At 45.3% G+C, this 23,014-nt stretch carries 17 protein-coding genes; 16 read left to right on the top strand and 1 reads right to left on the bottom strand.

The annotated features are described in order from the left end of the window. Positions 1 to 53 precede the first annotated feature (53 nt). From MHI32_RS24995 to MHI32_RS24970, 6 genes are all read left to right on the top strand, one after another. A complete protein-coding gene (locus tag MHI32_RS24995) occupies positions 54 to 2,426 on the top strand; it encodes a YcdB/YcdC domain-containing protein (protein ID WP_076279966.1) in 2,373 nt (790 codons plus the stop codon). A gap of 793 nt (positions 2,427 to 3,219) precedes the next feature. Continuing rightward, positions 3,220 to 4,872 (top strand): extracellular solute-binding protein, encoded by a 1,653-nt coding sequence (locus tag MHI32_RS24990; RefSeq protein WP_340011181.1) that lies wholly within the window; start codon positions 3,220 to 3,222, stop codon positions 4,870 to 4,872. Between the two features lie 183 nt (positions 4,873 to 5,055). Next, a complete protein-coding gene (locus MHI32_RS24985) occupies positions 5,056 to 5,961 on the top strand; it encodes an ABC transporter permease subunit (protein WP_036679607.1) in 906 nt (301 codons plus the stop codon). Between the two features lie 19 nt (positions 5,962 to 5,980). Beyond that, positions 5,981 to 6,868 carry a carbohydrate ABC transporter permease gene (locus tag MHI32_RS24980; protein WP_038573097.1) on the top strand — a complete coding sequence of 296 codons (888 nt, stop codon included), beginning with the start codon at positions 5,981 to 5,983 and terminating at the stop codon, positions 6,866 to 6,868. A gap of 83 nt (positions 6,869 to 6,951) precedes the next feature. Continuing rightward, positions 6,952 to 8,715 (top strand): histidine kinase, encoded by a 1,764-nt coding sequence (locus MHI32_RS24975; RefSeq protein WP_076186373.1) that lies wholly within the window; start codon positions 6,952 to 6,954, stop codon positions 8,713 to 8,715. Further along, positions 8,702 to 10,354: a response regulator gene (locus MHI32_RS24970; RefSeq protein ID WP_280775984.1), complete on the top strand. Its 1,653-nt coding sequence runs from the start codon at positions 8,702 to 8,704 to the stop codon at positions 10,352 to 10,354. The genes MHI32_RS24975 and MHI32_RS24970 overlap by 14 nt, the downstream gene beginning before the upstream one ends. A gap of 78 nt (positions 10,355 to 10,432) precedes the next feature. On the opposite strand, the gene MHI32_RS24965 is transcribed toward MHI32_RS24970, so the two are convergent. Then, complete coding sequence (locus MHI32_RS24965; protein WP_036679597.1) at positions 10,433 to 11,260, bottom strand: TerC family protein; 828 nt, start codon at positions 11,258 to 11,260, stop codon at positions 10,433 to 10,435. A 662-nt stretch (positions 11,261 to 11,922) separates the two neighbouring features. Between MHI32_RS24965 and nifB the strand changes: the two genes are divergently transcribed. From nifB to MHI32_RS24915, 10 genes are all read left to right on the top strand, one after another. Next, positions 11,923 to 13,299 (top strand): nitrogenase cofactor biosynthesis protein NifB, encoded by a 1,377-nt coding sequence (gene nifB / locus MHI32_RS24960; protein ID WP_340011176.1) that lies wholly within the window; start codon positions 11,923 to 11,925, stop codon positions 13,297 to 13,299. A 3-nt stretch (positions 13,300 to 13,302) separates the two neighbouring features. Then, on the top strand, positions 13,303 to 14,172 hold the full coding sequence (nifH, locus tag MHI32_RS24955; RefSeq protein ID WP_235219430.1) for a nitrogenase iron protein: 870 nt from the start codon (positions 13,303 to 13,305) through the stop codon (positions 14,170 to 14,172). Between the two features lie 75 nt (positions 14,173 to 14,247). Next, positions 14,248 to 15,711, top strand: coding sequence for a nitrogenase molybdenum-iron protein alpha chain (nifD, locus tag MHI32_RS24950; RefSeq protein WP_076129186.1), 1,464 nt, complete (start codon positions 14,248 to 14,250; stop codon positions 15,709 to 15,711). Next, positions 15,708 to 17,249, top strand: a complete 1,542-nt coding sequence (nifK, locus tag MHI32_RS24945) for a nitrogenase molybdenum-iron protein subunit beta (RefSeq protein WP_340011174.1) — start codon at positions 15,708 to 15,710, stop codon at positions 17,247 to 17,249. Before nifD ends, nifK begins: the two co-directional genes overlap by 4 nt. A gap of 161 nt (positions 17,250 to 17,410) precedes the next feature. Next, positions 17,411 to 18,775: a nitrogenase iron-molybdenum cofactor biosynthesis protein NifE gene (nifE, locus tag MHI32_RS24940; protein WP_340011172.1), complete on the top strand. Its 1,365-nt coding sequence runs from the start codon at positions 17,411 to 17,413 to the stop codon at positions 18,773 to 18,775. Then, positions 18,765 to 20,102, top strand: a complete 1,338-nt coding sequence (gene nifN / locus MHI32_RS24935) for a nitrogenase iron-molybdenum cofactor biosynthesis protein NifN (RefSeq protein ID WP_076218881.1) — start codon at positions 18,765 to 18,767, stop codon at positions 20,100 to 20,102. The genes nifE and nifN overlap by 11 nt, the downstream gene beginning before the upstream one ends. After that, complete coding sequence (locus MHI32_RS24930; RefSeq protein WP_036679578.1) at positions 20,068 to 20,472, top strand: NifB/NifX family molybdenum-iron cluster-binding protein; 405 nt, start codon at positions 20,068 to 20,070, stop codon at positions 20,470 to 20,472. Before nifN ends, MHI32_RS24930 begins: the two co-directional genes overlap by 35 nt. Beyond that, the gene (locus tag MHI32_RS24925; RefSeq protein ID WP_076129190.1) at positions 20,456 to 21,022 is read left to right on the top strand and encodes a DUF269 domain-containing protein; all 567 of its coding nucleotides are present in this window, start codon (positions 20,456 to 20,458) and stop codon (positions 21,020 to 21,022) included. The genes MHI32_RS24930 and MHI32_RS24925 overlap by 17 nt, the downstream gene beginning before the upstream one ends. Before the next feature lie 38 nt (positions 21,023 to 21,060). After that, positions 21,061 to 21,813, top strand: coding sequence for a HesA/MoeB/ThiF family protein (locus MHI32_RS24920; RefSeq protein ID WP_340011171.1), 753 nt, complete (start codon positions 21,061 to 21,063; stop codon positions 21,811 to 21,813). Then, positions 21,810 to 22,940, top strand: a complete 1,131-nt coding sequence (locus MHI32_RS24915; RefSeq protein ID WP_340011169.1) for a homocysteine methyltransferase — start codon at positions 21,810 to 21,812, stop codon at positions 22,938 to 22,940. The genes MHI32_RS24920 and MHI32_RS24915 overlap by 4 nt, the downstream gene beginning before the upstream one ends. The last annotated feature ends 74 nt before the right edge of the window (positions 22,941 to 23,014 follow it).

The following is a 23,014-nucleotide window of genomic DNA, read 5'->3' as shown; positions in this document are numbered from 1 at the left end:
AGAAAATATCTGTATAATAATATGAATCACGTGTTAGAGGAGGATGAATTCTTTTGAAAAGCAATAGTACTCTTTTTGTTCATCAAACAGCTAAAACGGTATTAATCACTTCCGTTGCACTCGCGTTACTCTTACCCCCTGGCTTAGCCGCAGCCGATTCTATATCTGTTAGCAGCAACACTTCCGTAACGCAGGTTAGTACGCAATCAGCGGCTCCAGCTACGACTACGAAATCTGAGGCTGATCCTGCAAAAGTGAAATTCACGCAGGAGCAAGCCATTGCAAAGTTAAAAGAACTATTCCCATCCCTAAAAGATGCAACTGTAAACAATGTTCAACTGGGATCTAACCAAAGCTACCCAGCTCCAGCAAATCAAATGATCTGGCATATTCAGTGGCAGGTTCAAGAAGGGAATATAGGATATGGTTTTAGCAGTGAGGTAGACGCCATTAATGGTGATATCATCAACACCTATCTCTCATTCTCCCAGGAGAAGAACGAATCCTATTATCCACCGAAAGTATCGCAGACTCAGGCATTGGAGATCGCTAAGACTTTTGTGGCTAAGGCAGCCTCATCGGTTAAGAGCAGTGAGCTGCAATTAAATGAGAATGTTGGTTATAGTTATTTTTCGGAATCATTATTCGGTCCTGTTCAATATGGATATAACTTCAGTATTCTGAAAAATGGTATTCCTTCTGGTTCGGACAGCATTAACATAGTTGTGGATGGTAACGGAACTGTAACGCAATTCTCTAAGTCTTCTCAAGGGCTTGAGTACCCGTCTGCACAGCCCAAGATTACCTTGGAGCAAGCACAGAAGCAATTTGCGGAACAGTTTGATGTGGGCCTATTTTACATTCCTATTTATAAGAACGGAAAACCTAACAACTGGATCCTAGGCTGGCGTCCAATAGATCAGTCTCTATATCCTATCGATGCATTAACGGGTAAGCGGATAGATTATGAAGGAAAAGAATCCGTATCCACCTCAGTCGTGTATTCAGAAGTAGCGAAGAGCAAGGATGTTTTTCAGGCAAGAAGTTCTAGTACAGAGCTTTCTGCAAAAGAAGCAGCACAGCTTGTAGAGAAGGTTGCTTATATCCCGGCAGATCGTAAATTGATCTCGCAAACCTTGAGAAATGACTATCAGGATTCAGATCGGAAAATCTGGCAGCTATACTGGGGCAGTAATGGAAATGATCGTTACATTGGTGCTGGCTTTCCAGAACAATCCTCTGCCGAGATCGATGCAAAGACCGGTGAAGTATTGCAGTACCAGGTTCAAGCTTATGGTGCTATTCAGGATAAGAAGAAGGAAGAGCCGGCACCTGCTGGAGGTAAGAAGCTTAGTGAGGCTGAAGCGAAGGTGAAAGCGCTTAGTATAATTAATAGTCTATATCCTCAGGCGAGCCAGAAGCTAAAGCTGGTAGAATACGGGGATAATTCGAGTTTGACTTCAGACGGATCAGGATATGGATACCAGTTTATTAGATATCATCAAGGAATTCCTGTGAGTGACAGCACCATTACGGTAAGTTTGGATCTTTACGGCAGACTGACTTCTTACATGGGGAATCGGATAAGCGGTATCGATGGAATCACATTATCGCCTGATGCAACAATTTCCAAGAAAGAAGCGCTCGAAAGTTATAAGCCTAAATATCAGACTAAGCTGAAATATACTCAGGTTGGTGGATACAATACTTATAGTAACTATGTCGCACCGAAGGTGAAGCTGGTATATGATACAACCTTTGATGAATCTAATGGATTGAATCAGGTTTTGGATGCAGCTACTGGAAAATGGGTTGCGGTGTATGATTACCTCGGTCAGCAGGATGCTCAACTATCTGCAACGGACATCAAAGGTCATGCAGCAGAGCGAGAATTATCAGAATTGGTAAACCACCATGTGATTACACCGGATGCCGATGGCAAAGTGAACCCGGATCAAGAAATAACTGTCGGTGATTGGTTATCCTATCTTGCCAAAGCTTCTAGTCCGAATTTCACCAATTATTATAATAATAATGAACGAAAAACTGTGGCAGGCGTGAAGCCAGAGAATTCATATTATGATGCAGTTATTTTTGCAGCAGATCGTAAATGGATCAATAAGGATGAAAGCCTGCAAGTAGAGAGTAAGTTAACCCGGGAACAGCTTGCTGTTCATCTGGCTAATTTCTTGAAATACAATAAACTCACAGCTTATCTTGATAAAGATGTGACTGTAAGTCAGTTTAGTGATAGCTCAGCTATAAACAATAAAGGGGCCGTGGCTCTTGTTGTGAAATTGGGACTCTTAAAGGATGACAACGGCAAGTTTAATCCGCAGCAGAATGTAACAAAAGCGCTGGCGGCTTCGGTGATCATGAAGCTAGTGGAGCTGCAAGGAAAGACCGATCAGATCATAGGTCAATAAGTGTTAATAAGACAGCCAGGCAGCGATTCTCCGACGATTGGAGAATCGCTGCCTGGTTTTTTAGTTTGCAGCGCGACGGATTGACTAAAGCATCTCTATCTGGCAAATGCAGTTTCCAGTATTCTCTTAGCATTTTTTGTGCGCCGATTCTTGCTGGAATCCGCAAAATAACTGCATTCTATACAGCTATTTCTTATGCAAAAGGTGAATGTGTATCTTTAATTGCATTCTCTGCAACTAAAAACTAGAGAATTCACCTATCGGCGAGAAAAGCAAGAATATAAGTGTACGAAATACACTTATATCCTTTGGCCGAGTGATTTGATGCATTATAAGTGTACTAAATACAATTAAACGCGTAATACCGCGTAATTCAATGCTTAATTCAACGCTTAATTTAATCCTCAGCGTAATCCTCCGCGCAATCCTCAGCACAATCCTCCGCGCAGTCCTCAGCGCAATCCTCCGCGCAATCCTCAGCGTAATCCTCCGCGCAATCCTCAGTCCAATCCTCCTACACTATGCACCGCCGGCTCACTATATAGGTAATCTTGATGGCTAAGATTCTTAAGGGATAGCATAAGGATCCGCCTCTTTTTTGTGTAATTAATTACCAATACATAGACACTTACAAACTCACAGTATTATGATAATCAGAGTGACCCTAAAGCGGAGCTTTGTTAGGCGAACATGAATAGGTAAAGAAAAGATACCGAATGTAAACGGTTCACACTCGCTGTGTTAACGCTTTCTTCTTACAATTAGGATATAGAAAATAAGGGAGGTTCAATAGATGAAAAGAAAGATTAAAGGCTTGCCTTTAATGGCATCGGCCATTGTTTTATCATTAGTTTTCAGTGGTTGCTCCAGCAATAATAGTGGAAACAGTAGTAGTACCGCAGAGGGAAACACTAGTGCGCAAACGGAAATGGAAGGCGGCCCTTTAACCAAATATGATCCGCCGATCAAACTTCGCTCCACGATGAACGAAACAGGCAAAGAGACGTTGGCGCAGGGCGATACACATTCCAATAACATCTGGACCAGAGGATACGAGGAAGAGCTTGGGATTAAAGTATCCTATGACTGGATTGTGGCTGATGCTAACTATAACGATAAAATGAATGTTACCTTGGCGAGCGGGGATTTACCTGATTTATTAAAGGTGTCCACGGTGCAATTCGAGCAGCTTTATGAAGCTGGCATGTTAGAGGATTTGACCGGGGTATTTGATAAATATGCTTCGGATCTTGTCAAAGAATATTACGCTGAAGAGGACGGAGCAGGGCTTAAGCCGGTTACGAAAGATGGAAAACTGATGGCGATGGTAAGCTTCCCGGGTTCGCTGGATTCCTCTGACATGATATGGATTCGAAAAGACTGGATGGACAAGCTGAATCTGGCAGAGCCAACATCCATGCAGGATATTATTAAGATTGCAGAAGACTTTACATTTAAAGATCCAGACGGAAATGGCAAACAGGATACTTACGGCATTTCGTTGAACAAGGACTTGCCAATCAATGCGTTTCTACTCGGGTACCATGCTTACCTGGAAACTTGGATCAAAAACGCCGATGGCGAGGTTGTGAATGGTACGATTCAACCGGAGGTAAAGGCTGGACTTGCGGAGCTGCAAAGATTGTATAAAGAAGGAGTCATTGATCCAGAGTTTGGGGTAAAAGACTTTGCCAAAGCGATGGAGGATGTGAATGCTGGTAAATCCGGTATGTTATTTTTGCCGCAATGGGCCCCTTTCCAAGTAAAGGACATGATTAAAAAGGATCAAAATGTTAACTGGGTGCCTTATCCAGTACAATCTATTGATGACCAACCTGCCAAAACCCAAAACCATCTTACAATTGGTGGCGTATTCGCGGTCCGTAAGGGCTACGAATATCCGGAGGCATTGATCAAGCTGCTTAACTTCCAAGCAGAGAAAATGTTTGGGGAGTCCGCTAAAACGGAACGGGCAAAATATTTGAACGGGGACACAGGTCTGGGCTTCCAAAATGCGGTTGTATCCAACCTGCCACCGAACAAAAATGTAAAGGCACAGGATGAAGTGGAAAAAGCCCTTGAATCGGGAGATACCTCAAACATGGGCCTTGAAGCTAAATTATTCTATGATGATATTCAAAGCTACCGCGGTGGAGATCTTGATAAATGGCATATGGAACGGATCTTTGGGCCGCTTAGCTCACAATCGGTTATCAAACACTACCGCGACAATGACTTGGTGTTGATGAATGAGTTCATTTATGCCCCAACTAAAACGATGAACAGCAAAGCGGCTACCTTGGATAAACTGCGTGCAGAGACCTTTGTCAAAATCATTTACGGAAGTCTTCCTATCGATGAATTCGACAAATTCGTAGCCAACTGGAAAAAGCTCGGTGGAGATCAAATAACGAAAGAAGTAAATGATATCGTAAAAGCAAACTAGTAAAAACGACGCAGAAGAGGACTGCCCCTAGTCATGATAATGACAAACGGGCAGTTCTTTTTTTGGCTGAACAGCTATTCGGTTCGATAACCAGGTCAACAAAAGATACTTAAAGTCAATACGCTACACTATTAAGGCAATTTGGGGCTGCTCTATAATTGAGATACAAGGAGGAGAAAGCATATGCACTTTAATACTAAGCAATTTCTACGTAATATTCCGCTCCATTTAATGATTTTACCTGCCTTAATAGTAATCATTATTTTTAGTTATATTCCGATGGCTGGCCTTGTAATTGCCTTCCAGAATTTTTCCCCGATCTCAGGGTTTAAGAATATGAACTGGACAGGGCTCGAAAACTTTCGTTATTTGTTTGAGCTTCCCGGTTTTGGTCAGGTCGTATGGAATACTGTATTTATCTCCGTCATGAAAATTATTGCTGGGCTGACCGTGCCAGTTATAGCGGCTTTATTGCTTAATGAGGTTCGTGTAAACGGCTTCAAACGTTCGATTCAGACGATTATTTATATGCCGCACTTTTTCTCATGGGTTATCTTGGGCGGGATTATCGTAGATGTACTGTCTCCGAGCAGCGGGATTGTCAACATGCTTTTAAAAGCACTAGGCATGCAGCCTATTCAATTTCTAGCGGACAATAGCTGGTTCCCATACGTACTAGTGATCACAGATCAATGGAAGGAGTTTGGATTCGGGACGATTATTTATTTGGCGGCTTTAACCAGCATTGACTCCTCTCTTTATGAAGCTGCTGTAATCGATGGTGCCGGAAGATGGAAGCAGACCTGGCATATTACGCTTCCGGGTATTCGCCCGATTATGATCCTGATGCTTACACTCAGCCTTGGCAACGTCCTGAACGGGGGATTTGACCAAGTGTTCAACCTCTACAACCCGCTAGTGTATGAATCAGGCGATATTTTGGACACGATGATTTACCGAATTGGTCTACAGGATGCTCAGTACTCTGTATCGACCGCACTAGGATTGATAAAATCGGTAGTTTCCTTCGTATTTATCGGGCTGGGTTATTATCTGGCGTATCGTTTTGCTAAATATCGGATTTTTTAGAGAGAAAGGAGTGGACTAAATGCACCATACTTCAACTGCTTATCGTTGGTTTCTCCGCTGCAATTATGTATTTCTGACTTTGCTCGCAGTGCTTTGTCTTTTTCCGATCGTGAACATTCTGGCGATCTCCTTTAGCTCCAGCGCAGCTGTTAACGCGGGTAGCGTAACCTTCTGGCCTGTGGATTTCACTCTTTCTTCCTATAAATATATCCTTCAGAACAACCAGTTCATTCACTCCTTCGGAACTAGTCTGCTTCGGGTAGTGCTTGGGGTATCCGTTAACTTGTTGTTTACGATTCTAGTAGCTTATCCGCTGTCTAAAGAGGCAAAGTCCTTCCGCTCACGGACCGTGTATGCCTGGATTTTTGTGTTCACGATGCTCTTCAGCGGGGGTCTGATTCCTGGCTATTTAATTGTAAAAGAAATGGGGCTGCTGGATAGCATCTGGTCGCTTGTTATACCGGGCGCGGTGCCGATCTTTAATGTTCTGCTCATGCTCAATTTCTTCAGAGGTTTGCCAAAAGAATTGGAGGAAGCCGCATGGATGGATGGCGCAGGACACTTACGTACGTTGTGGAGTGTGTATCTGCCGGTATCTATGCCAAGTATTGCGACCATTACGTTGTTCGCTTTGGTGGGTCACTGGAATGCATGGTTCGATGGTATGATTTATATGAGAAGCCCGGAACATTATCCGCTGGCCACCTATTTACAATCCATACTTCAGCAGGTATCGATCCAGACTGAAAATATTACTTTTGAACAAGCTGCGTTATTAAATCAAATCTCAGACCGTACAACGCAAGCCTCCCAGATCTTCTTGTCTATCATTCCGATCCTGGCGATTTATCCGTTCCTGCAAAGATATTTTGTGCATGGACTAGTCGTGGGTAGTGTAAAGGGTTAAACTGGACTGGACCTAAAAATAAGAAGGAGCCTGAACATGGCTCCTTCTTTATTATTATTCGATAGAAGAGGGAGAAAATTCCAATGAAATCATTCTCCATCGGGTGGAACCCCGATTCCATTGTGATCAAGCTGATCGGAGCTTTCCTATTGGTCATGCTTCCACTCTGCGCGCTGAGTATATCTATTACCTACTATAGCTCCAACCAAATGCAAGCTGAAGTGGAGAGGGCGAACGAATCAAAGGTTCATTTTTACTACAGCCATCTTGAATTTGAGCTGCAACGGATAACGGGCTTAGTCACGGAGTACTCTCAGGATGAAACGCTGGCTACTTTCAGTACCCGTATTCCAATTATGAGTCGGTACGAAGTGGATTCTAATCTGAACAATATATACACCAAGCTAAAACAAATCAAAGAAACCAGTCCTTATATTAGTGATGTTGTGTATTATGTACCGGAAATTAATAAGCGGGTTAGCGCTGCGGTGGGGGTTAGGGATGTCACCAACGAGGAATGGCAAAGTCTGCTGGCCACTATGGGCAATCTGAAGGGTGCTTTATCTAAATACGAAGATGACTTATATTTACTGCGTAGTAATCCTTATAACCTGGATCGCAATCTTTCACCTAATTTTTTGCTGGGAGTGAAGCTTTCCTCACCTGAGCTTGAGTTGCGTTTGAAAGAATTTGCGGTATCAGGGGGGAGCGATATTACGTTAGCCTTCGGCAATAACGATTATGTGATATCAACTTCTGACCAGAAGCCCAGGTTGTTCCCCATAGAGAAACCACTAAATAGTGAAGAGACTGTAAGTGTGCAGCGGTATCGTTTTGATAATTCTTTTTACTATTCGCTCTACGATCACAGCAATAACTTTAGGCTGACCGCAAATATTCCCAATACGGTGCTCATGAAGCCGATTCAAGTCTACTCATTGCTGCTGTGGCTGTTGTTCGTTGTCTCGATAGTGATCATTATCTTGTTCTCTTTATGGACGTACAGGATGATTCATCGCCCGATGTCTATTCTTATCAGGGGGTTTAAGAAAGCGGAGCAGGGGCAGACGGGGATCTTTATTACTCACTCCCGCAGGGATGAGTTTGGGTATCTATATTCTCGTTTCAATGAGATGCTGAAGCATTTAAATACACTGATCGATGAGAACTACGTGCAGCGTATCCGGACAGGGGAAGCGGAGCTTAAACATCTACAATCGCAGATCACGCCTCATTTTCTCTACAACAGTCTATTTAGCATAAAACAGATGGCTGAGGTGGAAAATGTAGAGCTGATCAAGGAGTTCTCTGATTATTTAGGGCAATATTTTCGGTACATGACCCGGGATTCCGCCCAGGAGGTTACTTTGCAGCAAGAGCAGGAGCATGCTTTGGTCTATCTGGCTATACAGCGGATTCGTTTTGGCGCGAGAATTAGAGCTGAGGTAGATGAGATTGCAGCGGATTGCCGGGACATCAAAGTCCCACGGGTTCTCCTGCAGCCCATTATTGAAAATGTATTCGAGCATGGGCTTAAGCAAAAAAGCAGCAATGGCCTATTAAAAATGAGTTATGAAAAAGTTGAGCATACGCTGACTATTATAATAGAAGATAACGGTGACTCACTTAGTGAGGACAAGTTAAATCTCTTGCAGCGCCAGTTCTCCGAGCAGAATGCCATTCAGGGGGAGATCACGGGTTTATTAAATGTAAATCAGAGATTGAGGATCAAATTTGGTTCCCCTTATGGCTTGATGGCAGAGAGAAGCAGTTTGGGCGGACTTTGTGTAAGAGTCAATTTACCGCTTAAAGGGGACGTGCAGGATGCAACGAATGATGATAGTTGATGATGAGCCTAATATTTTGGATGGGCTGTACGAATTTTTTGTAAAGGCAGATTTTAAAGATTTGGAGATCATAAAGGTTCATTCAGCGGATCATGCCATAGACTGGCTTAATACCGTAAAAATAGATATTGTGCTTAGTGACATCTGTATGCCAGGTATGGATGGGATGGCGTTAATTCAGGAAATTGTCGACCGCTGGCCACGTTGTAAAGTAATTCTGCTGACAGGACATAATGAATTCGATTTTGCCCATCAGGCGATCCGAAATCCATGTGTAGTTGACTATTTATTGAAGACAGAGGGGATGGATAAAATTCGTGCCGCTGTGGAGCTGACTTTGGAGAAAATATCTTCAGAAGAGGATTATTTCTATAAAAGCCAGTGGCTTCGCGACAAGCTCCCGCGCGCGCTGCCCCAGTTACAGCAGCAGTTATTACACGATATTCTAAGACGCACCGAACGGATAGACCGGCAGAGCTTGCAGGTTGAATTCGATGCCATTCAGCTCCCGTTCAAAGCGGATGGATCCGTCCTGCCTATTATTCTGCGGATGGAGGCTTGGCGAAATTATGAAACGGCTTCAGACCGGAGTTTAATTCGTTATGCGGTAGCCAATATTGCGGAGGAGCTGCTCAGCGACAAGGTTGAAGTTAAGGCTGTGGATCTGGATCCGGGGACGATAGCTTGTTTTGTTCAGCCTAAAAGTGAAAGTGTATCCTCAATCAAGGAAGAAGAGCTCTGGTTAAAAACGCTGCGCTTCGTCCACGGAACAATGGAATCCGTTCAGCAAGCCTGTGGCAAATGTCTGCAACTATCTGTGTCTATCATCGCCAGTGATCAGGAAGTGCATTGGCATGAGCTGAACTATGCCTTGAACCGTTTACGATTAGCCATTTTTGATAGCCCCGGACTTGGGATGGAAAAGCTGCTGAGGATAAATACCAAGGAAGTGGGCCCAAGTCCAGGTTCTATGCATAATCGAAATGCAACAGCGGAATTACTGCTCGACTATTTAAAACAAAGGCTGCTTGAAGGTGATCTCGATTGGGGCACATCTTTTCGCAAATGGGTGGAGCTCTCGGGGGAAGGTGGGCCGGAGGATCCTTTTTTGAGATTAAGATTAATGTCTGGGATCAGCAACACCCTGCTTCAGACTTTACAAGAATTAGGTTTAACGGAAAAAGCACATAGCGGTATGAATTTATCACGCTTGTTATATTTTAATATCAATACACACTGGTCGGATGTTATCTCTTTTTATCACACGTTTTTTGAATGGATTATCTCGAACAGAAGCGCTACCTATAAACATGATGAATCGAATATCCTGTCCATGATCCACCAATATATTAAATCCCATCTGGCCGATGATTTGTCCTTAACCCGGATTGCGCAGGAAGTCTCACTTAATCCGTCCTATCTGTCACGCTGGTATAAAAGAACGACAGGGAAGGGGATTTCTGATTATATTCTGGAGAAAAAAGTGGAGCTGAGTAAGGAGCTGCTGCTTGGAACTGCTCTAAAAATGCACGAGATCTCCGGCCAGCTCGGGTTTAGTGATCAGCACTATTTTTTTCGATTCTTCAAAAAAACCGTTGGCTGTACGCCGCAGGAATATCGAGAGCAAAAACGAGGATAAATAGCAATACCCCGAAAGACGGACACCTGTTCAGAAGGTGCATCTTTCGGGGTATGGTTTGTGGCTGTATTTTAACGATTATTTACCGAGTTGTTTGTCTACTTCTCGAACCGGATTCTCGCCAACATTCTCTTCAACCTTGTGGCTACTCATAAACCAGCCGATTACAGCGATGAGTACGAGCACAACGTAGAAGGTGGCTTTCCACCAGGTACTATGAGCGAAATCTTCGGACAGAACACCAAGTGAAGGGTGCGCCAATGTAATGACTGACAGCTTAACACCCACCCAACCTACGATAAAGAAGGCTGCAATTTCAAGTCCTGGACGGGAATGCAACAGCTTAACGAAGAAGGAAGCTGCGAAACGCATAATGACCAGACCGATAAATCCACCGGCAAAGATGACGAGGAATTGTCCACCATCAAGGCCTCCGATTTTTGGAAGACCACTTGCAGGAAGAGCAACCGCGAGTGCAACTGCGGCTAGGATGGAATCGACCGCGAAGGCGATGTCAGCAACTTCTACCTTCAGAACAGTAAACCAAAAGCTGGATTTCTTTTTATTGACCGCACCGTCAGTGCCGCTTTCAGCAGCTTCATCTGTGACGGGCTTTTTAAACAACAGTTTTCGGAAAATATGATTACCCGCGATAAATAATAAATAAATCGCGCCGATGGCTTGTACTTGCCAGATATCGACCAGATAGGAGATGACAAATAGCGAACCGAATCGGAACACGAAGGCTCCTGCTAATCCGTAAAACAGCGCTTTTTTTCTTTCCTCATCAGGAAGGTGCTTAACCATAATTGCCAATACCAATGCGTTATCTGCGGCGAGTAGTCCCTCTAGTGCTACCAGAACAAGCAATACCCAACCGTACTCTAATAATAATCCCCAATCCATTACTGTTGTCCTCCCTTTTTGAATGCAAATATCTACCAAAAGATATCTACCCTACCATTTTAACCAAATTTATATAAAAAAGACCTTTACCAAACAGATTAGCCTTTGGAATAAAGGTCTAACCTGATTGGTAAAGGTCTCGCTAACAATGTGAATTGCCAATAAAGCCGGAGAATATCCTCATATTCTCGTATTGACGACTTTATTTAACAGCTACTCCCCTTTACGGGATATATTAAATTTTTAAGATTATTCAATGTGTTCTTGCCTAAAGAGATCATATACGAGATGAAAGTCATTGTCAATAAAAGTTGCAGAAATAAATGGATTCTATCTTTTAAGAATCCTTAAAATGGCCAGAAACATGACATGATGACGGAGAATCAACAGAGATTGAATAAAATGGAAACGGAAACATGATATATATAGGTTATATAAACTAACATTTAATATGACGAAACTGCAAACATAAGGAAAAACAGGACTTAAAAAGGGAAAACTCGATTGACGATGTAGGTTGATGAAAATATGATGAAACTAATCAAAGCAATCAAGCGAGAAATGTGTTAACTAAAATTACATGAGTTGTTCTATCGGAGTGAGTTTTACTGAGAAGAAGTACTAGTAGTTCATGCTGCATAAAATTTTTAGGAGGTGGGGAAATGCCGCAGGCGTCATCGAGGTTATCCATTGAAGCAGAGGAGGAGCTCAGCCGCCATCCCTGCTACAGTGAGGAAGCTCATCGTTTTTTTGCTAGGATGCACATCCCGGTTGCTCCCGCCTGTAACATCCAATGTAATTACTGCAACCGGAAATTCGATTGTGTGAATGAAAGCAGGCCTGGTGTAGTTAGTGAAGTGCTAACTCCAGAGCAAGCTGAACGCAAAGTGAAAGGTGTAGCCGCACAGCTGATGCAACTGTCGGTAGTTGGGATTGCAGGTCCGGGTGATCCGCTGGCGAATCCAGAACGAACCTTTGACACGTTCGAACGAGTCAAGCGGCAGGTCCCTGATGTTACCCTTTGCCTGAGTACTAATGGATTGACCCTTTACAGGCATGTAGACGCCATACTAGCGCTAGGTATCCGTCATGTCACGATCACCATCAATGCCATTGATCCCAATGTGGGCCGTGAAATTTATCCATGGGTTGTTGACGAAGGGATCCGGTACGAAGGACAAGAAGCAGCGGAGCTGCTGATCAGCCGCCAGCTTCAAGGTTTGGAGCTACTGGCGCAGCAAGGTGTTCTTGTTAAAGTTAATTCCGTTATGATTCCAGGGGTCAATGATCATCATCTCCCTGAAGTATCGCGAACAGTTAAAGCGCTCGGGGCAACTCTGCATAATGTGACGCCTTTAATTATCGCACCGGGAAGTCAGTATGAACGGGATGGGCGCAAGGCGCCGCGTCCTAAAGAACTGCACAACCTGCAGGAAGTGCTTGGGCGCGAAGGGATGAAGGTCATGCGCCATTGTCGGCAATGCCGTGCTGATGCCATTGGGCTGCTAGGTCAGGATCGTAATCAGGATTTTATATTAGAAAAGATGGATGCAAATCCAGTTATTAATGAGCAAGCTAGAGCGCTCTTTCAACGTGAACTCGATGCCAAAATCTGTCAGCGTGTCAAAGCCAAAGAGCTAAGGCAGAACTCTATCCAGCAAGGGCAGCACACCACTAAAGTCGCTGTTGCTACACGTGGTGGGGATAAGGTCAATCAACATTTTGGCCACGCGACAGAGTTCATGGTTTATGAAACGGATGGAATAAGCGTGAAACTGCTAGGTATCAGAAAGATTCAGGCCTATTGCCACGGTAAAGCGGATTGTAATGGGGATAAGAATGCCACGTTACAAGAAATTATTTCTATATTACAGGACTGTCAAATATTGCTCTGTTCTGGTATTGGCGATGTCCCTCGCGCCAGCTTAAATAAAGCCGGAGTATTGCCTCTGGTGCGTAAAGGTGAAATACAGGATGCGATTCTCGAAAGTGTGAAGATCAGCTCTTATTTTGAAAATATATCGATTTCGAAGGGATGATGAATGATGAGACAAATAGCTTTTTACGGTAAGGGCGGTATCGGTAAATCCACAACTTCGCAGAACACTTTGGCGCAGCTCGCCACTAAATTTGGTCAAAAAACAATGATTGTAGGCTGTGATCCTAAAGCGGACTCCACACGGCTGATTTTGAACACTAAAGCTCAGAATTCAGTGCTCCAATTGGCTGCAGAAAGAGGAACGGTTGAGGATTTGGAGCTCGAGGATGTAGTTCAGTTGGGATATGGCGACATTCTTAATGTGGAGTGTGGTGGACCTGAACCGGGTGTGGGTTGTGCCGGCCGCGGGATTATTACAGCTATTAATTTTTTGGAGCAGCAAGGGGCTTATGAAGGATTGGATTTTGTATCCTATGACGTACTTGGTGACGTGGTATGTGGTGGATTTGCAATGCCGATCCGTGAGAATAAAGCACAGGAAATTTATATCGTATGCTCCGGGGAAATGATGGCTATGTATGCGGCCAATAACATTGCGCGCGGAATTCTAAAGTATGCCAACAGCGGTGGCGTAAGATTGGGCGGTCTGATCTGCAACAGTCGTAATACGGACCGTGAGGATGAGCTCATTATGGAGCTGGCACGCCGTTTGAATACGCAAATGATCCATTTTGTCCCGCGGAATAATGTGGTTCAGCATGCAGAGCTGAGAAGAATGACCGTGGCCCAATATAATCCTCATCATCAGCAAGCGAGAGAATATGAGATTTTGGCAGAAAAGATCCTGAATAACAATATGATGACAATCCCGACCCCGATTTCTATGGAAGAGCTGGAGGATTTACTCATGGAATTTGGTGTGATTGAGGATGAAGAGACGGCGCTGAAAAAGCTGAAGGCATCTGGCCAATAATTAGGTTCGTCCGGTGAACAGGAGTGGAGAGACGGCTGTTCACCGGATCACTCTGAGGGATGAGGAGGGTTCAGAATGGGGCTTAATATCGAAGATAACCAAAAGATGCTCGAAGAGATTCTTGAGGCTTACCCGGAAAAGGCACGGAAGGATCGTCAGAAGCATTTTGAAATCAATAATGAAGAGTTAATAAACTGTGGCAAATGCGCCATCAAATCGAATATGAAGTCCCGTCCGGGGGTTATGACCCAAAGAGGATGTGCTTATGCCGGTTCGAAGGGCGTGGTCTGGGGCCCGATCAAGGATATGGTGCATATCAGCCATGGTCCTGTAGGTTGTGGGCAATATAGCTGGGGAACAAGACGGAATTATGCCAACGGAACACTGGGCATTGATAACTTTACGGCTATGCAGGTGACGAGTGATTTTCAGGAGACAGATATTGTATTTGGCGGTGACAAGAAGCTTGAAGTCATTTGCCGTGAAATTAAAGAAATGTTCCCACTGGCTAAAGGAATTTCGATCCAATCAGAGTGTCCTGTGGGGCTAATCGGAGACGATATTGAAGCGGTGTCCAAAAAAATGTCTATCGAGCTAGGTATCCCGATCATTCCCGTTCGTTGTGAAGGGTTCCGTGGGGTTAGCCAATCCTTGGGTCATCATATTGCTAACGATGCGATCCGTGATTTTCTGATGGGGAAGAAGGAGCTTGCGGAATGTGGTCCTTACGATATTAATATTATCGGAGATTATAACATCGGTGGGGACGCTTGGGCTTCACGCATTTTACTGGAGGAAATGGGTCTGCGTGTTATTGCGCAGTGGTCTGGGGATGGAACCATCAATGAATTGGCGATTGCGCATAAGGCGAAGCTCAATCTGATTCACTGTCATCGCTCCATGAACTATATGGTAACGACGATGGAGAAAGCATATGGGATTCCTTGGCTGGAATACAACTTTTTCGGGCCGACCAAAACCGCTGAAAGCCTTCGAGCCATCGCCGCAAGGTTTGATGAATATATTCAGGAAAACTGCGAGAAAGTCATCGCTAAGTACACGCCACAAATGGAGGCGATAATCTCTAAATTTAAACCCCGGCTGGAAGGTAAAAAGGTCATGCTGCTGGTAGGCGGATTACGTGCCCGCCATACACTGGGGGCTTATGAGGATCTGGGGATGGAGGTAGTGGGCACAGGTTATGAGTTCGCTCACAAGGATGATTACGAGAAGACATTTCCTGAACTTCCGGAAGGCACTATTATCTACGATGATCCAACCGCTTACGAGCTGGAAGAGCTTGCGCAAAGACTTGATATTGATCTGATGGGCTCGGGTGTGAAGGAGAAATATGTGTATCACAAGATGGGTATTCCTTTCCGGCAAATGCACTCTTGGGATTATAGTGGTCCTTACCATGGCTATGATGGGTTTAAGATTTTTGCTAAGGACATGGACATGACCATTAACAGCCCAGTGTGGAGCTTGATTAATTCAGGGAAAACAGGATCACTCCCTAAAAAGGAGGCGGGCGTATGAAGGACAAACTGGAGATCCCAGATTACAATACATTATTTCAAACTGAACCCTATGTGAAGCAACGTGATGGGAAAAAAGCATTCGAGGCACCCTGCAGTGAGCAAGAGACAGCAGAAGCATTAGCCTACTCGAAGTCGTCTGAATATAAGGATAAGAATTTTGCCCGCACCTCACTGGTAGTTAATCCTCATAAAGCATGCCAGCCCCTAGGAGCCTTGATGGCTGCGCTGGGATTCGAGAAAACTCTGCCGTTTATACATGGCTCTCAAGGCTGCACTGCGTATTTTCGTAGTCATTTAAGCCGTCATTTCAAGGAGCCGACCCCCGCAGTTTCTTCCTCTATGACAGAAGATGGTGCGGTGTTTGGAGGGATGAACAATCTTATTGATGGTCTTGAAAATAGTGTGGCGCTCTATAAGCCAGAGATGATAGCTGTATCCACTACATGTATGGCTGAGGTTATAGGGGATGATCTGCAGGCTTTTATATCCAATGCCCGCCAGAAGGGTGCAATTTCGAACGAAATTCCAGTGCCCTACGCCAACACGCCAAGTTTTTCCGGATCACATATTACAGGTTACGATTCCATGTTAAAGTCTATCCTCAGTACCTTGTTCATCCGCTCTGGGATTGAAGCTACCCCTGGCAGTGGAGAGGGAACTGGAGAGAAGCTGAATGTCATTTTAGGGTTTGAGCCTTATACGGGGAATTTTGCGGAAATTCGAAAAATCCTTGCCGCGTTTGATACAGGCTACACCTTCCTTGGTGATCACAGCGGCAATTTTGATTCCCCGGCTACAGGTGAATATTCCTATTATTATGGGGGAACGAAGCTGGCGGATGTGCCGAAGGCAGCTAATGCGTTGGGAACTCTTTCACTTCAGAAATATTCTGTCAAAAAAACGTTGGAATACATCAGCGGCACATGGAAACAACAGACCATTGCGATGTCGACTCCGCTGGGCATTCATGCCACAGATCGGCTAATAGAGTCTATCAGTGAATTAACGGGATTGCCCATTCCGCCTGAGCTTGTGGAAGAACGTGGCCGGGTAGTGGATGCTTTACTCGATAGCCACCCTTATCTGCATGGCAAACGAGTGGCTTTAGTTGGCGATCCGGATTTGCTGATCGGCCTGATTGAATTCTGTCTGGAAGTCGGTATAGAGCCTATTCATATTGTGTGCTCTAATGGGGAAAACGGATTTAAAGAAGAAGCGAAAGCTCTGCTTGCTGCCAGCCCCTACGGAGCAGAAACAACGGTTCATATCGGAAATGATTTGTGGCATATGCGCTCTCTGCTGATTGATGATCCTGTGGATCTGGCCATTGGAAGCTCTCATCTTAAATTTGCTGCCAAAGATGCCGACGTTCCTTTGATCCGTGTAGGCTTCCCTGTCTTTGACCGCCATCATCTGCATCGTTATCCGATTATCGGTTATCAAGGTGCCTTGAACTTGTTAACTACTATAGTAAATACAATTCTGCAGGGGTTGGATGAGGATTCATCTGGCTTCAACCACGATCTTGTTCGTTAGTAGGAGAACGTTAAGCCGAATCGTATACTTCCGATTCATTCCCTCGTCCTCATACGGAGCCGAGCGTTGGGGAGCGGCCGGAAGTGCAATATTTATCGTAGTGACACTGAATAATTGAGCATTTTAAGCGTAAGGAGTATTCAGTTACGGGAGGTGGTACGATGGAGTCCATCAGAAACGATGTATTCGACGCGCAAGCTTGCGGGAGCTTAACTCCGAAATCGAAACCATGTCCACGCCCCAAGCCGGGCGAAGCGGCTGGGGGCTGCTCCTTTGACGGAGCCCAAATCACGCTGCTGCCGATCATGGATGCTGCGCATCTTGTCCATGGGCCGGCTGCTTGTGCCGGGAATAGCTGGGAAAGTAGAGGGGCTTTGTCAAGCGGGCCTTCGCTTTCACAATACGGATTCACTACAGATCTCAACGATAACGATATTATTTTTGGCGGAGAAAAGAAACTGAAAGATAGCATTGACTATATTGCCGGGCGCTTTATGCCTCCGGCAATATTTGTATATGCGACCTGTGTGACAGCATTGATTGGCGAGGATTTGGATGCGGTATGCAAGGAAGCGGCAGGCAGATTGGGGCTTCCTGTGATCCCCGTGAACAGCCCCGGATTCGTAGGCAGTAAGAATCTTGGAAATCGGCTGGCTGGTGAAGCGCTGCTACAATATGTAATTGGCACAGGTGAACCAGAGATTGAGATTCCTTTAGGTGTGAATTTGATTGGGGAGTACAATATCGCGGGTGAAATGTGGGATATCGAGAAATTAATGAAGAGTGTTGGAATTACGCTAATGTCCAGAATTACAGGGGATGCAAGATATAAGGAAATTACATGGGCACATCATGCAAAAGTGAATATGGTTGTGTGCAGCCGTGCATTGTTAGGTCTGGCAAAAGAAATGGAGGCAAGATACCACATTCCTTATTTCGAAGGCTCCTTCTATGGGGCCAAGGAGACAACTTATTCCTTACGTCAAATGGCTTATTTGCTGAATGACCGTGAGATGGAGCGGCGTGTGGATCGGTTGACGGAACTAGAGGAAAGCAGACTGATTCAGGAGCTGCGGCCCTACCGCAAGCTGCTTAAAGGAAAGAAAGCAGTTCTCTATACGGGTGGAGTAAAAAGCTGGTCGATTATTTCCGCACTGAAGGAGTTAGGCGTTCAGGTGGTAGGTGTAGGCACGAACAAAAGCACGGAAGATGATATACGGCGTATAGCGGATCGTGTTGGTGATGACACCGAATATATCCCGGAGGGCGGGGCAAGCCGAATTATCAAAACCGTCCGGGATCGTAAGGCAGATATTATGATTGCTGGCGGACGGAATATGTATGTGGCAATGAAAGAGCAAATTCCGTTTATCGATATTAATCAAGAAAGACACAAGGCCTATGCTGGTTACGAAGGTTTACTAAGGCTGGCTAAGGAGCTGACGTATTCTCTTGCTAATCCAATCTGGAAGCTGGCTGCCAGTGCTGCTCCCTGGGATAAGGAGGAACCTTCCTATGACCGTTAACAAAAGGAGTAAACCTACTTCAGTTAATCCAATCAAAATCGGTCAATCCCTTGGTTCCGTACTGGCATTTCAGGGTTGCTACAAGGCATTGCCTATTGTGCATGGCGCGCAAGGTTGTTCCGCATTTCCGAAGGCGCTGCTTACCCGGCATTTTCGCGAGCCTATAGCCGTACAGACCTCTGCTTTGCAGGAGATGGATGTAATCTTTGATGCGAATCGGAATTTAGAGGAAGCTCTAAATACCATACTCAGTAAACACCGACCAGACATTATAGGCATTATTGGGACTGAGCTGACGGATGTGGCTGGAGTGGATTATCAATCCATGCTCAAGACCTATAAAAGGGAGCGGAACATGCGGGGTGGGCTTGCTTTTTCCGTCACCTTACCTGACTTTCGTGGTTCATTGGAATCGGGGTTCAGTTCTACCGTGGAGGCGATGCTTGATGAGATGATTCAGCAGGTAGGCCATCGGGGTTCAAGGAGTGTGAATTCACGTCAGATTACCCTCTTGCCGGGATCGTTTCTGACGCCGGGTGATGTGATGGAGCTGAAAGAAATGATATCCTCCTTCGGTTTTGAGGTAATCGCTGTACCTGATATATCGACCTCTTTGTCTGGGCATCTGCTGACAGGATTTTCACCGCTAACAAGAGGTGGGGTGCCTCTAGATTCGATGCTGCAAAGCTTGCATTCGGGTCTAACCCTTGCCATCGGCGGAAGTATGGAGCGTCCAGCTAGAAGACTGCATAATGCGCTGGGAACTCCCTACAAAGTATTCGAGAGTGCTATGGGGCTTAAAGCAACGGATGATATTTTGCAATTTCTGCATCAAATTAGCGGGCAGCCGGTACAGCTTCGTTATTGCTGGCAACGAGAGAATTTATTGGATAGCATGCTGGATGCTCATTTTCAATTTGCGGGAATGTCTGCACTTGTTGCGCTGGAGCCAGATCATTTGTATACCGTATCTTCTTGGCTCGAAGAGCTGGGGGTGGAGCAAAAGGCCCTGGTCACTTCCTATGAAACTCCTTTGGTGGTTGAGATGGAACGAGAGGTATGGGTCGGTGATCTGGATGATGTTGAGTTTTTGGGTAAAGGTGCAGATTTATGGATCGGTAACTCACATGGGATAAATGGAGCGGCGCGGTTAGATGCAGCATTTATGGCGGCTGGATTTCCCGTTTGGAATGAGCTTGGTGCTTATATGGCCACTTCTGTAGGGTATCGGGGAGCGATGGAGTGGACGAATAAAGCGGCGAATCTGTTAATGCGAAGGGAGGAGGAACATCGTGAAAGTAGCATTCGCTACAGAGGATGGAATTAGAGTGAATGCCCATTTTGGGCAGAGTCCGATGTTCGCAATTTATAAAGTTACCAAAGGTGGCGGGGAGCTTATAGGTCTTCGTAAACTGCCAACGATTCTCAATCAGGATGAAGCAGGCAAAATAGAGAGTCGTCTGGAGGTGGTAGAGGATTGCACGCTAATATTCATCATGCAGATTGGAGCCTCAGCAGCGGCAAGAGTCACACGTCGTAAAATTATGCCGGTAAAGGTTCCACCAGGCAGTCCTATTGATGAGCAAGTGAAGCGGATTGTTGAAATGCTACAGGGCAAACCACCAATGTGGCTAGCCAAGGTATTACATGCTGAAAATGAAGCGGAAGGGGCGAGTGTAGATGGATCCCATAGCTAATGAGAGTGCTGCATTAATGGGCCGGGTTGCTCCGGAAGCATCAGCATTAAAACACCGTAGTCGAACCACGGAGAAAGAGCTGGATAAAGATATAGCAGAGATGTTCATACGGCGGTTGTGTCAATTGCTTGATACAGAAGACTTTTTTGGAAGACAGGCTTCTCTTTCACCACAGAAGAAGATCGAACGATTGTTTCTCGCTTCCGCTGAAGATAAGAACAAATCTGATTTTAACTGCGCGGTTTCTCCAAAAGTCCGTTTGCAGGTTCCTCTCTTGTTTCAGGCGGTGGCGGGCGTGATCGAGGAGAAGAGTGGGGTTCTGGTTCAGAGTTCATCTGAAATAAACGGGGAAGGATTTGGGCGTGCTCTTTTATATAGTGATCGGATTATTCTTGTGTTAAAAAGCTTGAGAGCAGGTTTTCCGTTTCCTTTTACCTCTGAGGAGAAAGTAATTCGCTACGGCGTTGCTTGTGTAGAAGAAGGGTTAGCCTTTATGGATAAATTTAATGAAATGACAGCTCTTTATGGAACGGATGGTCTGGAGGGTTAGATTCCAATGATGCAGCTCAGCCACAGGGAGGGAGCAAAATGGAGCAGCTTGTAGGCGGCACCGAACTGGAACGATACGCTCGCCAATTGAAGCTGCTTGGAGAAGGCGGGCAGAAAGCGCTAAAAGAAGCTACAGTGATGATTGCTGGAATTGGAGGGCTTGGAGGCACTGCCGCACTTTATTTAGCTGCTGCCGGAATCGGCAAGCTGATCTTGGCGCATGAAGGAAACATTGTGCCTCCAGATTTAAATCGACAGATTTTGATGGACAGTGATCATTTAGGTATGGAAAGGATGAGCACAGCCATTCAGCAGTTAAAACGTCTGAATCCAAATGTTGAAACGGAAGGATTTAATTCGAAGATTGAATACAATATGGCAAAACCTTGGGTAGAACAAGCCGATATAGTGATTGATGCACGGTATGATTTTCCGGAAAGATATACGTTGAACCGCCTATGTGTAGAAACCGGCACGCCAATGGTAGAGGCGGCGATGTATGGATTTGAGATTTCACTAACAACGGTTATACCTGGTGAAACCCCTTGCTTAGAGTGTCTTTATCCGGATGTGAATCCAGAATGGGAACCGTTTGGCTTTCCAGTATTGGGAGCAACCTCCGGAATTGCGGGTTGTCTGGCTGCGTTGGAAGCCGTAAAATGGGTTACAAGGGTAGGGACGACTTATGCGGGCGTAATGCATCGCTTCAATTCACTCGACTTCGCCTGTTACAGCGTCCATATTACCCGTAATCCGAATTGCACTTGCTGCGGAGAGGAAGGTAAACCGTGAAAAGTCTCAGGCTATGTGACACGACACTTAGGGATGGTGAACAGGCGGCTGGAGTTTCATTCACGAGGGAAGAAAAGCTGGAAATCGCAAGGTTGCTGTCGGAATGCGGAGTGGAGCAAGCAGAGGTAGGAATTCCTGCCATGGGCAAGCAAGAGCAAGAAGATATTACGGCTATCGCTGATTTAGGTCTACCTATGAAGATGATGACTTGGAATCGGGCTTTGGAAAGTGATATCGACAAAGCTTGGGCGACGGGTGTGAACTGGAGTCATGTATCGATCCCTGTCTCGGAAATTCAATTACAAGGTAAGCTAGGTTTAACACCTGCCAAAGGTCTGACAAGATTACTGCATGCGACGGAATATGGTCAACGGCTAGGAATGACTGTGTCGGTGGGGATGGAGGACTCTTCAAGGGCAAGTATGGAGTACCTGGTTGAACTGGTAAATACATTATATAAAGAAGGCATTCGTTGGTTCCGTTATGCAGATACGGTATCTGCTCATCATCCGGGTCAAATGGCAGAGCGGGTAAGCACATTACTTAGTGCTGTTCCTGTAGATGTAGAGCTTGAGGTACACTGCCACAATGATTTTGGTCTTGCGGCTGCAAACACACTTAGCGGTATTGCCGCGGGTGCGGTCTGGGCAAGCACTACGGTAGCAGGGATTGGTGAACGTACCGGGAATGCAGCAATGGAAGAAGTAGTGATGGCTTGGCGTTATCTTTATGGCGGAGAGAGCAGCGTACGTCCGGAGTGTTTGAAGGGGCTGGCGGATAGGGTGATCACAGCCTCGGGCCGAAGTGTCGGCGATGCCAAACCAATCGTCGGATCACTCGCCTTCACACATGAATCTGGGATACATGTTGACGGTTTGTTGAAAGAAACAGCCACCTACCAGACCTTTGATCCCACAGAGGTGGGGAGAGCACATCATTTTGTGTTAGGTAAACATTCCGGAAGTGGTGGAATCATGCATGTTCTGAACGCACATGGTTTAGAGGTTAGTGCTGGAACCGCGGGACGTTTGCTTGAACGGGTGAGAGACTATGCCGAAGTTAATAAAGTGAATGTGCCAGAGCTCCTCTTGGTTGAATGGCTGAGGGAGGATTGGCAACGACCGTAAGAGATATTAGTAAGAATGAATAAAGGCTGACAAGACGGGTACGAAACCTGTCTTGTCAGCCTTTTTATGTTGTT

Source organism: Paenibacillus sp. FSL H7-0690 (assembly GCF_037980415.1).
GTDB lineage: Bacteria > Bacillota > Bacilli > Paenibacillales > Paenibacillaceae > Paenibacillus_AQ > Paenibacillus_AQ odorifer.
This window is presented reverse-complemented; position numbering and strand designations above follow the sequence as displayed.